This is a genomic window from Planococcus donghaensis (assembly GCF_001687665.2).
GTDB lineage: Bacteria > Bacillota > Bacilli > Bacillales_A > Planococcaceae > Planococcus > Planococcus donghaensis.
The window spans coordinates 2,172,584-2,188,172 of the sequence record NZ_CP016543.2; the positions used below are offsets into that span (position 1 = coordinate 2,172,584).

Sequence of the window (15,589 nt, forward strand, 5' to 3'; positions counted from 1 at the left end):
AATTCTACCAAAGAGGTGAGCAGATTGAAAGCTGTAGGAATTATTGTTGAATACAACCCTTTCCATAACGGTCACCTTCACCACGCACAACAAGCCCGTGCAGAGTCCGGTGCTGATTTGGTCATTGCTGTTATGAGCGGGCAATTTTTGCAACGAGGTGAACCTGCATTTGTCGATAAATGGACACGTACTCAAATGGCTCTTGACGCTGGCATTGATTTGGTTATTGAACTTCCCTATGTTTATGCAACAGCTCAAGCTTCTGATTTCGCTAAAGGTGGTGTCGCACTACTTGACGCCATGGGCTGTGAATCTTTTTGCTTCGGGAGCGAACAAGGTCAGATAACCCCTTTCTTAAATTCACTGCAACTATTAACTGAGCATGCAGCTGAATACCAAGCATTTATCCATGAAGCGATTCAAACAGGCATTAGTTATCCAAAATCTTTGAACAATGCCTATCTTGCACTAACTGACGGCCAGGCTGGTTTTGCCGATTTGACACAACCCAATAATATTTTAGGTTTTCATTACCTAGAAGCTGCTCAACGCTTAGGTTCATCTATCAAACCATTAACCATTCAGCGGATAGGTGCTAATTTCCATGATCCACTTACAGTTGGACTGCCAATTGCTAGCGCGACAGGCATTCGCGAAGCTTTTTTTAAAGGCACTTCAGTCGAAGAACTGTCCACATATATGCCGGAAAGTTCAATTTCCTCTTTAAAAATGGCAGAAAAAGAATATGGGAAGTTTGGAAGCTGGGAGCACTTTTATCCGTTGCTTCGTTTCACGATTTTGCGTGAAGGTCCTGAAAACTTGAAACAATACGCAGAAGTTACGGAAGGAATCGAAAATTTGATTTTCCAATCCGCAAAAACAGCGGACAACTTTGAAAATTTCATGTCACTTGTCAAGTCAAAGCGCTATACGCGTACGAGAATCCAGCGGATGCTAACGCATATTTATACTGGCTTTACGTGGCAAATGTTGCATTCTTTTCAGTTACCAAGTTATATCCGCCTTCTCGGCATGTCAAAGACCGGAAAAAGTTTTTTAAATCATAAAAAAAAGAACATCTCACTTCCCCTAATAAGTCGCGCAGCTGATCTGAACGACTTAATGGGGAAATTAGATATTCATGCTACTACCATGTATTTACAAGGAATCGAATCTGTTCAGTTAAAAAAAGAATTTACAACTCCTCCGATTTACCGAGGCTGAAGCTCACCCAAATATTCTAAAGCATCTTCAATTGTCTCAACAGGAACAATTTTCATGTCTGTGCCGATTTTCTCTGCAGTTTCGACAGCTATTTTATAGTTGCTATCTCCGCCACCTTCTACTGGCTCGCTCGGAGCAAAGAAGATATCGATATCTGCAGAATCGGCTGCCATGACTTTTTGATCTATGCCGCCGATTCTTCCAATAGAGCCGTTACTTTCCATAGTACCTGTACCCGCAATATCGTACCCTTTTGTAATGTCCTCATCTACCAATTGATTAAGAATTTCGAGAGTGAACATTAATCCAGCTGAAGGTCCCCCAATTTTCTCTGAGTCGATTTCAACTTCAGGAGTCGTTTGGATGCTTTTATCTTCTACAAACGATATTCCTAAGCCAATGCGTTCCGGAGCTGTTGGCAATGGGGCCAATTTGATGTCAGTTCTAATCTCACGTTCTTTCCGCTCATATAGAACTTCCACAGTTTCTCCATTTTTTTTCCCACTCAAGTAATCTATTAATTGCTGCATTTCGGTGTATTTAGTGCCGTCGATTTCAAGAATTCGATCGCCTGGTGCTAAAACATCATCAGCAGCCCCACCTTTGAGAACATTTAAGACGAAAACTCCATTATTATTAATTTCGTATGGTAATTCGGCTTGTTCAAAAGCAATTTGAAGCGCATTTACTTGTGAATCAGACATCAATTTTAACTGCCGCACATTGTACTCTTCATCGCTTTCATGAGGACTACGTACCTGCTCAGGTTGCAACACTTTATAACCATCCCGAATTTTCGCCCAAACATATAAAACAGGAGTTGCTGTCAACATCGATACGGTCATTAAACTGAGCGTTCCTTCGTCATCTTCATCTCCACCTACTACTTCAACTAATGGCGATAACTCGTAGGCTCCGCCCGGTCTGGTAACGTAAGCATCTAGCTGATAAGAGGATACGTAGACGACAAGTGCCATCACGATAACAAAAATGAGTAATCGTTTGTTTTTCATATTGTTCCTCCTTCAGCGATTCAAATACTTAATAATTTTTAAAACAAGAAAAAGCCACGAAATTCGTGACTTATTGAAATTTTAAATGAAGAGCTTTTTCAACAGCTTCTGGCACTAAGCCAGTAATATTGCCTTGGTATTTTGCTACTTCTTTTACGATACTCGAACTCAAGAAGGAATATTGGTTGTTTGAGATCATGAACAACGTTTCAATATTTTCATTTAAAAATCGGTTCATAGAAGTGATTTGCATCTCGTATTCAAAATCACTGACTGCGCGCAAGCCGCGAATAATGGCATTTGCTTTTACTTCCACCGAATAATCAATCAGTAGACCAGAAAAAGAATCTACTTTGACATTTGGAATAGACTGCGTCACTTCAGCAATTAAACTTATTCGTTCATTCACATCAAATAACGGATTTTTAGAAGAGTTGTTCATTACAACCACTTTAACTTCATCAAAAATAGTAGACGCTCTTTTAATAATGTCCAAGTGACCCATTGTAATGGGATCAAAACTTCCTGGAACTACAGCGATTTTAGTCAATACGTTCTCCCTCTTCCCCATGGTAACGGTAAATTGAAATAATTGTACTTCCGTAAAGCTCTTTTTTATAGCGTTCAAAATACTTTGTACGATCCGGCAATTCGACATCTCGGTCATGCTCACAAACCACAATCGCATCTTCTGTTACAATGCCCAATTCTCCCGCTTTATCCATCAATTCATAAGATTTTTTCATGTGGTATGGTGGGTCTAAAAACAATAGTCTTGCTTGAACACCGTTTTTTTTGATGGCTTTTACAGCACGTTCTGCGTCTGCACGGTGAACTTCAGCACGATCGGTCAAACGAACCTTCTCTAGATTGGCCTGAATCGTTTCTACTGCACGTTTGTCTTTATCGGTAAAAATCACATGATCTATTCCTCGACTAAGCGCTTCTATTCCAAGTCCGCCACTTCCCGCAAATAAATCCAAAGCGTACCCACCATCAAAAAAAGGACCAATCATATTAAAAATAGACTCTTTTACTTTATCGGTCGTCGGTCTAGTTGAGTTCCCCGGTACCGCTTTCAATGGTATTCCTTTAACAGAGCCTGCTACAACTCGCATACTATCGCCTCTAACTTTATTGATTTTCTTGATGCATTTTAATTGCCTAATGGTAAAATGAAGACTGGAAAGGACGTGAAATGATGATTCAACGTTTTATTGAACTAGGAGAAGGGTACGGAGATATCTATGAACTCCGTGAACTTATCACAACTAACCAACAACGCTTTATGCATGGATTTGTATTTGTATCGACCAATCCACAAGGTCAAGATGTATTGTCAATTGCCGCAGCATTTAAACCAGCATCAGAAGGTAACTTCATGCCAATTTATATGTGTCGCGAAGGAATTCCAATGGACTCTAAGCGTTTAGCAGTCTTTGAACAAACTATTTCTAGTTTGGGACATACACCTATCAAAATGGAAGTAAAGCACTCATCCGTGTATGCAGATAAAAAATTCTATCATAACCATTTAATCTCAGTTTTAAGATTAAATCATTATATTCCGCCTATGCAATAATTAAAGACCGATTTTGTAATCGTATTCTTTTGCTTTATCAGGCTTTGCATTTTCATATTCGGTTTTCAGGAATGGGCGATACGATTCTAATACTTGTTTGACGTAAGGTAATTTATTTAATTTTGTTTTAGTTGCTTCGATAACATCTTGATCCATATAAAGAACCACGTATTTTAATTTTCGGGAGATAAAATGAACATGCCCGAACTTTCTTAACGATTTAGCTTGTTTCAAATGATGCACATAGACAATAAGACCTTGGCGATCATGCATAACTATCCCTCTTTTCTTAGCTTCTAGAATACCATATGAAAGAAAAAAGCCGCAACCGAATAAACTGACAGTATAGCCCTCTATTCGCTATACTGTTTTTATGATAGAAATCCAGGGAGGGAATCTACAATATGGGAAAAAAGACAAAAATCGGCTTAGCAGCTGCAGCTGTTGGAGCCGCGGCTTGGGCTGGTTCTAAAGTTTTAGTAAATCCTCATCAACGTCCCGCAAAAGAAGTTTTAAATTATGAACGACCAATTGTTCTTGCGCATCGTGGCGGCTCTAAACTAGCCCCAGAAAACACACTTGCTGCATTTAATCGGTCAGCCGAACTCGGTGTTAATGGCTTTGAAATTGATATTCGTATGACAAATGACGAAGAAATTTTAGTGTTCCACGATGAATACATCGATCGGACAACAGATGGTGCTGGACGCGTAGCAGATATGTCGCTTGAACAATTAAGAACTTTTGATCTTGGATATCATTTTATTGACTTAGAAGGTCAACATTCTTTCCGTGGCAAAAATGAAAAAGTTGTATTGCTGCGTGAACTGTTTGAAAAATTTCCGCAGATGTACATTAATATTGATATTAAAGATGCTCCCGAAACGTACGAAGGAAGTTTAGTGCCTTCAAAACTATGGCGCTTAATCGACTCATTAGGTGTACACGACCGAGTAGTGGTGACTTCTTTTTATGATGAACAAATTGACCGTTTCAATTTGTATGCTCAAAACCGTATTGCTGTCGGCGCAGGTGAAAATGAGATTCGAAAAGCTTACACTGCCTTTACTAGCCAGTTTGGTCATCTCTACCAGCCTCGCGCAGATGTATTCCAGATTCCTACGAAGTCCTCTGTGTTTCGATTGGATTCTGCTCGATTTATTGCATTTCTCGAGAACTTGAATATTCCAGTACATTATTGGGTTATTGATGAGCCAAATGCAATGAGAACATTAATTGCTTCGGGTGCGAAAGGCATCATTACCGATCGACCTGACTTGGCTTTATCGCTTATCTCAGAACTGGAAGTTTAATTGGGTTAAAAAAAGTGCAACGCAAGCGTTGCACTTTTTTTATGTAACTATTCACCTTTAAGCAGAACAAGAACATCCGCCGCCAGTACCACAGCTTCCCCCACAGGAAGAATCTGAAGAGAAAAACGGATTGGTAGACGGTATTTTAACTGCTTCGGATACAGATCTACCAATGATAAAACTTACTTGATCGATTAAGTCTTGTAATTCATTTTCCATCAAACGTAGATTAGCTACTTTTTCATTTAAATCTAAGCGACGCTTATCCACACGTATTTGCTTCATCACCCGAGAGTATTCAGGATGGTATTTTCCGAAGCGCTGAACTTCTTCGTATTGGTCTTTTAATCTAGCAAATGCAAGAATTTCATCCGCTAGATTTTTATCGTTATAGACAGAGGCATGAGCTTCTCGATAAAGGTCAGCTTGCTCTGATTGTAGGATCATTTGGCTTAACTCGTCTGCAAAGTCAGTAATTTCAGCCCATTCGTAAGTCATAATCATAGCATTTCCTCCTTTACATTTTAATCATAGCAGATATTTTTGCATTTCACTACAGACTTGAAAGGATTGGCAATATGAATGCACTCATTGAGCAATTTGCTCGCATAGTTAAAAATAGCAGCGACGAAGACATCGACATGTTAACTGACTACTTACGTAATTTCGAAAAAAAACAGCAAGGCGCGTTTTCTACTTATTTAAGTGCCAGTTTAAATATGACGCGAAAACTAGATGAACAATTATCTGTTGTATCTATACCAAACACCCCTTTTATTCACAATACGATGGCTATACCCCACGGCGGCATTCTTGCAGTGCTAATTGATACCGCAATGGGGACTTTAGCAAACAGTAAGTGTCCAGAGGGGTTTAGCGCGGTTACAACCAACTTGAGCATTCATTACCTGTCAGTGGCAAGTGAGGCTTCTATAAGCGCTCATGCACGTATAATCCGCAATGGCCGACAGACAATGGTCATTGAAGGAAACATTGTGCAAGAAGATGGAAGGCATATAGCTACTGCAACTGGCTCCTTTTTTATCATTCCAAAAAAATAGCCAATTATTGCTCAGAAGCAATAATTGGCTTTTCTTCAAGAAAAATTTGTGTGTAATATTTACCGAACACACCAACTCCAGTTTGATCATATTCATCACTGAGTAAAGTTTTCCGATGAGCTTCGGAATTTATCCAGCCATGAACTGTCTCAGCTGGATCATAATACCGTGCTGCTATATTGACAGCCGCTTGTTTAAACGTGATCTCGCTTTCTTGCAAACGAGCATGTAAATCTTTGAACTCTGTTTCTTCCGAGGTGAAATTTTGCTTTGCCATATCTTCACTATGTGCCTCTGCGACCGAACTAACTTGGGGACTAAAAGTTAGTGGCTTAGCTCCATGTTGCAGACGATATATATTTACTAAATCCATAACTTGTCTAGCATTTGCTTCGTCTATCAATTGTTGTTTTGTTGAAGAAGGCGTTTGGATTGGCAATAATTCTCCTGAAAACATCATGTCGTATGGCAAATGGCGAATCAATGTTTCCGCGTCCATAAAACGAACGGCCTCTAATACTCGATCAATAGAATCAATGTATAGCTGTGCATAAACATCATCAAATTTTACTAAAATACGTTTATCCATGTCTTCAGCAGTAACATTAAAGGTGTATATACTGGTATCATATTTAACCGTTACTTCGTTTTCTAAAATCGTAAATCGATATAATTCATCAAGACTTTGTCCTATTTTATACGGAGTTGCATCTATAGCCGCACCCGTAGTATAAACTTGAACTATCCTGCCGTCTTTAACACCTGCCATTTTAAAATGAGCATAACTGGCATTATACACCCACCAGTCATAGCCGTACGCCGATGGTTCTATCCGTTCAGGTTGGCCATATTGTTCAATCCATTTGTCAGTTGTTTTACCTATATAACTTGAAATTCCTGTTTCAGGACGATCGATATCTAAAGTTTCATCTGTAATTTGATCACTTGGTAAGGGTTCTGCTGTACGAGGAGCTTCAAGAACATCATTTTCACTAATTGATGGATCTAAGTAAAACAAACCGATAAGAACTATCGATAGAAATATCATAATTCGCAATAAGTCTTTCAATCGAGCAGCTCCTTTACTATTGTATCTTCTTTATTATAGCAGTCGCCTCTACACTGACACAATCTAGCCATTGCAACAACTTAAATTATGATCTATTATTAAAGGAGTATGTAGTCTTTTTTGTTATAGAGGAGGAGAGATCCTATGTATTTTGAAAATACAGGACTTGAAAACATTCACGTAGATATCGCTTTACTGGAAAGCATTATGAACAACCACGCCTTAACTAAAGAAGGCCAATGGGATTACGAACGTGTCACATACGACCGTAAGTTCATCGTACGCGAAGGCACTTATTATTTACGTGTATTTGCTTATGCTATCGATGGAGACGTCGATTCAAATGATGCAACAATGCGCGTTTTGAAACCAGTACTTGGCAAGCACTATTATCCACATGGTGTAGAGTATGGTGAAGACGAACATTTCCCAGAACATTTGGTTAAAACTTGTATCGGAATTTTGGATTCTATTAAAAAAGAAGTCAAAGCTTTCGAAATCAGCGTATAAAAAAGCCCGCAGTTCAACAATTGAACTGCGGTTTTTTTAAACAACCTGTGGTTATTTCAACTTCATAAGGAGGATATCATTAAGTGAAGTGGTTAACGAAAAAAACAGTAACGGTTGCTATTATAATAGCCGTCTTAATCTTAATATCTGTATACATATTACCTGTATCGATTCCATTGATTGTCGCATTGGTTACTGCTATTTTTCTAGAACCTTTTGTGAATTTTATACATAAGAGATTCAAGTGGCATAGAAAATCTGCTGTTATATCTGTATTTATTTTGTTCTTATTAATCGTTTCAGCTATACTTTACTGGATTGTCACGCAATTAATAGGAAGAATTATACAATTTACGAAAATGGTACCGGAATATACAAACTCCCTGTCTGTTATGTGGGACGAATTTCAACGATTTTTCTTTCGTTCAACAAAAGATATGCCCGTTGAAGTTGTTTCTTCGTTTGAAACTGAGCTAGTTAGTTTTATGGAAGGAATTCGTAATTGGGTATTATCAATTATTAATTACGATACAGTTTCTAATTTATTGACAGGTATACCCTCGTTTCTTGTTAGCTTTATTGTATTTTTAATTGCATTATTTTTATTCATGCTCGATTTACCTGATTTAAAAACCTTACTTTTCAAACGATTAAAAGATTCAACTGCGGAAAAAGTTCGCTTTATGTTCGCTCGCTTAAATAAAGTAATTTTTGGCTTTTTAAAAGCACAATTTCTTGTAAGTTGCATCATTTTCATCGTCTCTCTCATCACATTGGCGTTTATCGTACCAGAATATGCACTTGTTATGTCATTAGTCATTTGGGTGATTGATTTCATCCCTATTTTAGGATCAATCATTGTTCTAACGCCTTGGTTTGCTTACGAATTCATCACTGGTGATGTGGTGTTCGGCACACAATTAGCGGTCTTAGCACTTGTCCTATTAGTTATTAGACGGACAGTGGAACCAAAAGTGATGGGTACCCAAATTGGGCTATCTCCTTTGGCGACATTGATTGCTATGTTTATCGGGCTTCAGTTGATTGGATTCCTCGGATTCTTTGTTGGCCCATTAATTGTCATTCTCTTTACTTCAGCACGTGAAGCAGGAATGATAAAAATAGACTTTAAAGTATAAAAAAAGAACCCTCGAGGTAGTGCACCCGAAAGTTAGATTTGAACTCTAACTTTAAGGCACTACCCAAGGGGTTCTTTTTTTATCCACCTAAAATGGCTTTAAACACTGAAGTTGTATGGCCACCTTCATAAAATACGTAAAGCAATAAATAGACCATAACACCTGTTATAGCTGTAGAGAACCACACGATACTTGTGAATGGTCCAATTTTACGGTGTTTAGCCAATTGGTTTTTCCATCCCCAGTAAATCGTGATCAAGCCCATAATGCCGCCTGTTGTTGCCAATGTAATGTGGAATATTAAGAATATCGTATAAAATAACTTTAGCTCATCAGGTCCACCAAATGCGGTATTTCCAATGAATATCGTTCGAGACATATAGATGATAAAGAACGTTAACGCAGCAGCACCTGCTGCCACCATGACTTTCTTATGAGCTTCAATTTTGCGACGACGAACTAAATTCCAGCCAATCGCAACTAAAATTGCACTTAATACTATAAAAAATGTACTAATCGTTGGCAAAAGCGGCAAATTCATTATAAGTTATTCTCCTTTATGGTTCGTTATGCGTTATGTCTATGGTAATCCATATTTTTTCGATCTTGCAAAGTTTTCGCAGTAATTTCATCTGCGTTATCTGTTTCGTTGCGCAGCCATTCGTGAAAAACCATCCAAATGAAAGCCGTGAATACAAGTTCTTGAATAATTTTCATTGTAATTCCGCCTGTACGTTGATCTTCAAGCGTTGACATGTTTGAAAACAACTCAGGACCAGACAAATTTAGCTGCGATAAGGTTCCTGCTGGCACACATAATGCCATAGCTTGTAACCATGCTTCACCATCTGTATAAGTAGCATAGAAAGGTGTACCACTAAAGATAATCATTGCACATGCTGGGGTTACTAAAACACTGAGGCCGAACAAATAACCTAATTTTTTTAAACCATGAAACTTATGCATTCCTTCAACATTATTAACTACTGGCCACCAATAAAAGAAAGCCGACAGGAACAACACAATATTAACTGCCCCATGGAGCAACATATCTTTTTTAACAAAATCAAAAACCATTGGAATGTGATAAAACGAGAAAACCATGCCAAACAATATTAAAGCTAACATTGGGTTGGCAAAGAAATTGAATAATGGTTTAATGATTGGGAGAACGATAAAGGTTTTCCACACGTAAGTTGGAATGCCCATAATTAATAACGGAACTGCTAAAAGTAACAACAGCGCCATTTGAACCATATGCATGGTAAATAAAATGTGTCCATATAAATCGACTGGTGAACCTTTTATAATGTAAAGCAAAACCATTCCTGAAACAAAAAAAGTAGCTTGTTTAGCAGTAAGCCGTTGATTGTCTTTAAACTTACTACGCCACTTTACAGTGATTAAGAAATATAAAATCGTTACCAAAACGAGGACTGCTAAGTAAACGGGACTCCACAAAGCTTGAAACCCGAAGATACTAATCGGCATGTTATGGTACCTCCTTTTCCTCAAGTACCCTCATTATATAGCTGCTAGCAAACTATATCAATGAACGAACTATGAACAATTACCTGCCGAAACATTTGATCTGCCTACGACCACTTCTAAACAATCTTGAATTTTTTTCGCTTGCCCTTAGAATCGATTGAATGCTTGTTTTACGACTATATAATATTCATGAAAAAACCCCTTACCTTTAAAGGTAAGGGGTTTAAACTAGAGCCTACCACCAAATGATTGTAACAAATGTTAAAACCGTGATGAAAGCCACGAACATACCTGAGAACATAAAGAACGCGACCATCCCGTGTCCTTTACCACTCATATGCATGAAGTAATAAAGTTGTAGAACTACTTGAATAGCTGCCAACAATAGAATGATTGGTACGATCAAGTATACTGAGAATCCAGCAGCAACCATTGTAAATGCAATTAATGTCAAGAAAATCATAATTGCGAAAGTTGCTAAATTACCTCTCATTTCTTCTGCTCTTTTTCTTTTAACGTATTCGAATTCTGCTTGCGATCTTACATGTACATGTGTATCGTGTGCCATTATCCGATCACTCCCATCAAATAGACGACAGTAAAGATGAATACCCAAACTACGTCAATAAAATGCCAGTATAAAGAAGCAAGATAGAATTTTGGTGCGTTATACATATTCAGTCCGCGTTTTGCGTTACGAAGCATTAAAGCAATAAACCAGCTAAGTCCAAACAATACGTGAGCACCGTGCGTTCCAACAAGTGTAAAGAATGCGGAACTAAATGCACTGTTCGTATAACCAAATCCAATGTGGACATAGTGATTAAACTCATAAATCTCTAGTCCTAAGAAAGTTAAGCCAAGCAAAACAGTAATGGCTAGCCAAGCTTGCATGGCTTTAAAATTATAGTTTTTCATATGATACATTGCGTAAACACTTGTCAATGAAGAAGTTAAAAGAATCATCGTCATTGCAAAAACTAAAGGTAGTTCAAAAAGTTCAGCGGCAGAAAATTCCATGCCGCTTGGTCCTTTATCTTTTAATGCCAAGTACGTTGCAAAAAGTGAAGCAAATGTTACTGTTTCTGCAGCTAGAAGCAACCAGAAACCAATAAACTTATTTTTTCCTTCCAACGTAGCCGTCTCAGGATGATCTGGCCAAGATTGAGGAGTATATTTTTGATTAATGTCCATCTGTGTTGCCTCCTTTCGCATCTTCTAGTAATTCTGCTTTTGTAATATGGAAGCCTAAGTCATCTTTCAACGAACGTACTAACATCGAAGCGAACATTAATGTCAACCCGCCAATTAATACTGCTAACGCCCAAGGCTTACCGTCCATGAAGTACAAAGCGCCAAATGATGCGATAAACATCCCTAATGAAATTACGAAAGGAATAATAGAACCATTGGGCATGTGAATATCGCCAAGAGGTTCAGCGAAAATCATACCTTTTTTGTTGCCATCCATTTTTTCGATCCAGTAAGTGTCAAGACCACGAACTAATGGAGTTTGTGCAAAGTTATAAAATGGTGGTGGAGATGGAATTGCCCATTCTAATGTACGGCCATCGCCCCATGGATCGTTGCCAATACGCTCGTTTTTAACGATCGTCATTACAACGTTTACAAGAAGAATAATGATACCCGTCGCCATTAATATGGCACCAGACGAACTGATTGCGTTGAATAGATCCCAACCTTGGTCAGCTCCGAACGTGTAAACTCGACGTGGCATACCCATTAAGCCCAAGAAATGCTGAATAAAGAACGTTAAATGGAATCCAAGGAAAAAGAACCAGAATGTCCATTTCCCTAATTTTTCGCTAAGCATCGTTCCAAACATTTTTGGCCAGTATAAATGTGTACCTGCTAAAATTGCCAATACCACACCACCGACAATAACGTAATGGAAGTGAGCTACGATAAAGTAAGAATCATGCAATTGGTAATCCAAAGGCGCGATTGCTTGCATAACCCCTGTTACCCCACCCGCTACGAATGTAGGAATGAAAGCTACAGCATAAATCATCGGTACTGAGAACGAGATGTTCCCGCCCCAAATAGTTAATAGCCAGTTAAAGATTTTAATACCTGTTGGAACAGCAATAATCATTGTTGCTAAAGCAAATACTGCGTTAGCTGTTGGCCCTAAGCCGACTGTGAACATATGGTGAGCCCAAACCATGAATCCGTAAAACCCGATTAGGATTGTAGCGAAAACAAGTGCAGTGTATCCGAAAAGACGTTTACGAGAGAAGATTGCAAAGATTTCAGAGAAAATACCGAAAGCTGGCAAAATCAAAATGTAAACTTCTGGGTGACCAAAAATCCAGAATAAATGTTCCCAAATAATCGTGTTACCGCCCATTTCAACTGCAAAGAAACTTGCACCAAACAAACGATCAAAGACCATGAAGAAAAGTCCTACAGTAAGTGGTGGGAATGCTAGTAAGATTAAAGCGGAAGCAACAAAAGTTGTCCACGTGAACAACGGCATTCTCATGTAAGTCATACCTGGCGCACGCATATTAATAATTGTTACAAGGAAGTTAATCCCTGCGATCAATGTACCGAAACCAGATATCGTTAATCCTAGTGTATAAAAATCAATACCATGACCTTCTGATGCAAGTGCTAACGAAGCATAGTTCGTCCAACCTGCATCTGGTGCACCACCCATAAACCAAGATAGGTTTAAGAAAATTCCACCAAAGAAGAATAACCAAAATCCAAGTGAGTTTAAGAATGGAAAAGCTACATCACGTGCGCCAATTTGCAATGGCATAACAGCGTTCATGAAAGCTAATAATATCGGCATTGATGCCAAGAAAATCATCGTCGTACCGTGCATTGTTATAACTTCGTTAAATGTTCCAGCACTTAGGAAATCATTCCCTGCTTTAACTAACTGGATACGGATCAACATTGCTTCAATACCACCGACTAGGAAGAAGAAACCTCCTGACATGAGATACAGAATTGCAATTTTCTTATGGTCGACCGTTGTCATGAAGTCCCATATTGTAGCGCCGAAGCCCTTTTTCTGAGCAATAGAACTCACACTGTTAACCTCCCTTTTTTAACTTTATTCTACTCTTCTACCGTTAAGCCCATTAAATAAGCTGCAAGAGCATCAAGTTCTTGATCTGATAATTTTTCGCCATTGTTTAATGTAGCTACATCAGGCATTAAGTTACCAGGTTTGTATTCTTGTGGATCTGAAATCCAATTTTTAAGATTTTCTTCATTGTGCTCTAAGTATCCAGCAACGCGGTTACGGTCACCGAATGTTGCTAAGTTTGGTCCAGCCATAAGATTACCTTGGCCTAAACCAGAAGTTGCGTGACAAGAGATACAGCTTAACCCATCTTGACCAAACAATTCTTCGCCTTGTTGAGCAAGAGCTCCTTCAACTGCAGCTGGTTCTTCTGATTGCATTGCTGTTACCCATTGATCAAACTCTTCACGATCAACTGATTTCACTTTGAAATCCATTAATGCGTGAGAAGGTCCACAAAGCTCAGCACATTTACCATAAAACACCCCATCTTCAAGTTCTGAAGACTCTTTGTCAAACTCTAAATAGAACGTATTGACGTTTTCAGGGTTTACATCCAATTTCCCACCAATAGATGGAATCCAGAATGAGTGTTTAATATCCGCTGAAATCAAGTTAAAGTATACGCGTTCGTTTGTTGGTACAACCAACTCTTGAGCAGTTACAATGCCTTGTTCAGGATATTCAAATTCCCACCAGTAAAGTTTACCAGTTACGTTTACTGTTAGATGAGAAGAATTGCCATCTTCCGCTTCGACGTCCATTGTTGAAACATCAGCCAAATCAAATGTTGAATAAACTGTTGGAACTGCAAGGATTAATAGAAGGACAATCGGAATCGCTGTCCAAATAAATTCTAATTTCGCACTTCCTTCAACTTGTTCAGGAATCATGTCTTCTCCCACTTTTGAACGGCGGAATTTAACAATAGCTAAAATAAATATAATCAATACAACAATGATTACAAACGTCATTATAACTGATGATAAAATCAACAAGTTAAATTGATCTTGAGCTACTCTACCTGCTGGTATTAATGTCGAAATCTCTTCGCGTCCACATCCTGCAAGAAATACCAATAACATGGACATCAATGCGAAAAGTCGCCATTTTTTAATTCCTTTCATCATAGCTTGTCATACCCCTCTCTCATTTAAATAGTTTCTTTTTAGAAATGGTTTTTTAGATGAAAACTGCAAAAATGATCATCGAAACAAATAGAATGGTCATATAGTTCAATGAATAGATAAACATTGTCTTCGCCCATTTCAAATCATCTGTCGCTTTAAATCCTCGAATCGCCAATACTAGCCACCCGATATTTAAAAGTGTAGCTAAGATGATAAAGCCTGTCCCAAGTTCCATTAATAGAAATGGCAGAGGGAAAAGCATTACAACCCATGCAAGCATCGATTTCTTTGTTCGGTGAAAACCTTTTATTACCGGTAGCATAGGAATATTCGCTGCACGATATTCTTCTGTTCGTTTCATAGCCAAGGCATAAAAATGCGGTGGCTGCCAAATGAACATAATCAAGAATAATGCCCAAGCACCCACTCCAAGTGTCGGTTCCACTGCAGCCCATCCGATTAGTGGTGGTACCGCACCAGAGATGCTTCCAACAATCGTATTGCTGACGTAACGTCTTTTTGACCACATGGAATATAAAACGACATAAGCTAAAACTCCGGCAATTCCTAAAATACCAGCCGATACAGAAGCGGAGAACAAAAATATTTCGCCTATAACGATGAAAGAAATAGCTAGTGCAAAGACAGCTGATGGCTTGAATCTTCCTGTTACTGTAGGACGCCCTTTCTTACTTTCCATTAAAGGATCTATATCCGTATCAATATAGTTATTCATCGCTGCAGATCCTGCAATAATCAGCGCTGAACCGAAAATGGTGTAGACAAGGATATCCAGCTCATTAAGAAAATGTCTGTCGGAAAACTGAAATGCGAGCCACAAACCTGTAAAGACTGTAATTAAATTAGAATTGACAATTCCAATCTTGATAAGTGCCAAAAAGTCTTTAAGAAATGTTGACGCTTCCGGTTCTTCGTGTGCATCTGCAGACATTGCCCGGCCATTTGACATATAAGTCCCTCCTTTCAAAGTTGTAA

Annotated in this window: 19 protein-coding genes; 6 read left to right on the plus strand and 13 right to left on the minus strand. The window is 38.5% G+C overall.

The window, feature by feature from the left end:
• Positions 1-24 precede the first annotated feature (24 nt).
• A complete protein-coding gene (locus tag BCM40_RS10920) occupies positions 25-1,224 on the plus strand; it encodes a nucleotidyltransferase (RefSeq protein WP_065525904.1) in 1,200 nt (399 codons plus the stop codon).
• Here the strand turns inward: BCM40_RS10920 and BCM40_RS10925 are convergent.
• The 3 genes from BCM40_RS10925 to rsmD form a co-directional block, all read right to left on the minus strand.
• Positions 1,212-2,237, minus strand: a complete 1,026-nt coding sequence (locus tag BCM40_RS10925; protein ID WP_065525903.1) for a SepM family pheromone-processing serine protease — start codon at positions 2,235-2,237, stop codon at positions 1,212-1,214. The two genes, BCM40_RS10920 and BCM40_RS10925, sit on opposite strands and share 13 nt — an antisense overlap.
• Before the next feature lie 70 nt (positions 2,238-2,307).
• A complete protein-coding gene (gene coaD, locus BCM40_RS10930) occupies positions 2,308-2,787 on the minus strand; it encodes a pantetheine-phosphate adenylyltransferase (RefSeq protein ID WP_065525902.1) in 480 nt (159 codons plus the stop codon).
• Positions 2,780-3,355 carry a 16S rRNA (guanine(966)-N(2))-methyltransferase RsmD gene (rsmD, locus tag BCM40_RS10935; RefSeq protein ID WP_065525901.1) on the minus strand — a complete coding sequence of 192 codons (576 nt, stop codon included), beginning with the start codon at positions 3,353-3,355 and terminating at the stop codon, positions 2,780-2,782. The genes coaD and rsmD overlap by 8 nt, the downstream gene beginning before the upstream one ends.
• 83 nt (positions 3,356-3,438) lie before the next feature.
• Between rsmD and BCM40_RS10940 the strand changes: the two genes are divergently transcribed.
• Complete coding sequence (locus tag BCM40_RS10940; RefSeq protein ID WP_065525900.1) at positions 3,439-3,819, plus strand: DUF7147 family protein; 381 nt, start codon at positions 3,439-3,441, stop codon at positions 3,817-3,819.
• On the opposite strand, the gene BCM40_RS10945 is transcribed toward BCM40_RS10940, so the two are convergent.
• Entirely contained in the window at positions 3,820-4,092 is a 273-nt protein-coding gene (locus BCM40_RS10945) for a YlbG family protein (protein ID WP_008430713.1), read from the minus strand.
• Between the two features lie 131 nt (positions 4,093-4,223).
• Between BCM40_RS10945 and BCM40_RS10950 the strand changes: the two genes are divergently transcribed.
• The gene (locus tag BCM40_RS10950; RefSeq protein ID WP_065525899.1) at positions 4,224-5,132 is read left to right on the plus strand and encodes a glycerophosphodiester phosphodiesterase family protein; all 909 of its coding nucleotides are present in this window, start codon (positions 4,224-4,226) and stop codon (positions 5,130-5,132) included.
• A gap of 57 nt (positions 5,133-5,189) precedes the next feature.
• Here the strand turns inward: BCM40_RS10950 and BCM40_RS10955 are convergent, their stop codons facing one another.
• Positions 5,190-5,636: a YlbF/YmcA family competence regulator gene (locus BCM40_RS10955; RefSeq protein ID WP_065525898.1), complete on the minus strand. Its 447-nt coding sequence runs from the start codon at positions 5,634-5,636 to the stop codon at positions 5,190-5,192.
• A gap of 74 nt (positions 5,637-5,710) precedes the next feature.
• Between BCM40_RS10955 and BCM40_RS10960 the strand changes: the two genes are divergently transcribed.
• Positions 5,711-6,193 carry a PaaI family thioesterase gene (locus tag BCM40_RS10960; protein WP_065525897.1) on the plus strand — a complete coding sequence of 161 codons (483 nt, stop codon included), beginning with the start codon at positions 5,711-5,713 and terminating at the stop codon, positions 6,191-6,193.
• A 4-nt stretch (positions 6,194-6,197) separates the two neighbouring features.
• Here the strand turns inward: BCM40_RS10960 and BCM40_RS10965 are convergent, their stop codons facing one another.
• The gene (locus BCM40_RS10965) at positions 6,198-7,262 is read right to left on the minus strand and encodes a CAP domain-containing protein (RefSeq protein ID WP_065525896.1); all 1,065 of its coding nucleotides are present in this window, start codon (positions 7,260-7,262) and stop codon (positions 6,198-6,200) included.
• A gap of 144 nt (positions 7,263-7,406) precedes the next feature.
• Here BCM40_RS10965 and BCM40_RS10970 point away from each other — a divergent pair, with 144 nt between their 5' ends.
• Both BCM40_RS10970 and ytvI read left to right on the plus strand, forming a co-directional pair.
• The gene (locus BCM40_RS10970; RefSeq protein ID WP_065525895.1) at positions 7,407-7,772 is read left to right on the plus strand and encodes a YugN family protein; all 366 of its coding nucleotides are present in this window, start codon (positions 7,407-7,409) and stop codon (positions 7,770-7,772) included.
• Positions 7,773-7,855: 83 nt separating this feature from the next.
• Entirely contained in the window at positions 7,856-8,911 is a 1,056-nt protein-coding gene (gene ytvI, locus BCM40_RS10975) for a sporulation integral membrane protein YtvI (protein WP_065525894.1), read from the plus strand.
• A gap of 79 nt (positions 8,912-8,990) precedes the next feature.
• On the opposite strand, the gene BCM40_RS10980 is transcribed toward ytvI, so the two are convergent.
• From BCM40_RS10980 to cyoE, 7 genes are all read right to left on the minus strand, one after another.
• A complete protein-coding gene (locus BCM40_RS10980) occupies positions 8,991-9,452 on the minus strand; it encodes a DUF420 domain-containing protein (protein ID WP_065525893.1) in 462 nt (153 codons plus the stop codon).
• Positions 9,453-9,478: 26 nt separating this feature from the next.
• A complete protein-coding gene (gene ctaG / locus BCM40_RS10985) occupies positions 9,479-10,402 on the minus strand; it encodes a cytochrome c oxidase assembly factor CtaG (RefSeq protein WP_065525892.1) in 924 nt (307 codons plus the stop codon).
• A 235-nt stretch (positions 10,403-10,637) separates the two neighbouring features.
• The gene (gene ctaF / locus BCM40_RS10990) at positions 10,638-10,970 is read right to left on the minus strand and encodes a cytochrome c oxidase subunit IVB (protein ID WP_065525891.1); all 333 of its coding nucleotides are present in this window, start codon (positions 10,968-10,970) and stop codon (positions 10,638-10,640) included.
• Positions 10,970-11,596 carry a cytochrome (ubi)quinol oxidase subunit III gene (locus tag BCM40_RS10995; RefSeq protein ID WP_065525890.1) on the minus strand — a complete coding sequence of 209 codons (627 nt, stop codon included), beginning with the start codon at positions 11,594-11,596 and terminating at the stop codon, positions 10,970-10,972. The genes ctaF and BCM40_RS10995 overlap by 1 nt, the downstream gene beginning before the upstream one ends.
• Positions 11,586-13,466, minus strand: a complete 1,881-nt coding sequence (locus BCM40_RS11000) for a cytochrome c oxidase subunit I (protein ID WP_065525889.1) — start codon at positions 13,464-13,466, stop codon at positions 11,586-11,588. The genes BCM40_RS10995 and BCM40_RS11000 overlap by 11 nt, the downstream gene beginning before the upstream one ends.
• A gap of 29 nt (positions 13,467-13,495) precedes the next feature.
• Entirely contained in the window at positions 13,496-14,593 is a 1,098-nt protein-coding gene (gene coxB / locus BCM40_RS11005; protein ID WP_065525888.1) for a cytochrome c oxidase subunit II, read from the minus strand.
• A gap of 52 nt (positions 14,594-14,645) precedes the next feature.
• Positions 14,646-15,563 (minus strand): heme o synthase, encoded by a 918-nt coding sequence (gene cyoE, locus BCM40_RS11010; protein WP_065525887.1) that lies wholly within the window; start codon positions 15,561-15,563, stop codon positions 14,646-14,648.
• Between the last annotated feature and the right edge of the window lie 26 nt (positions 15,564-15,589).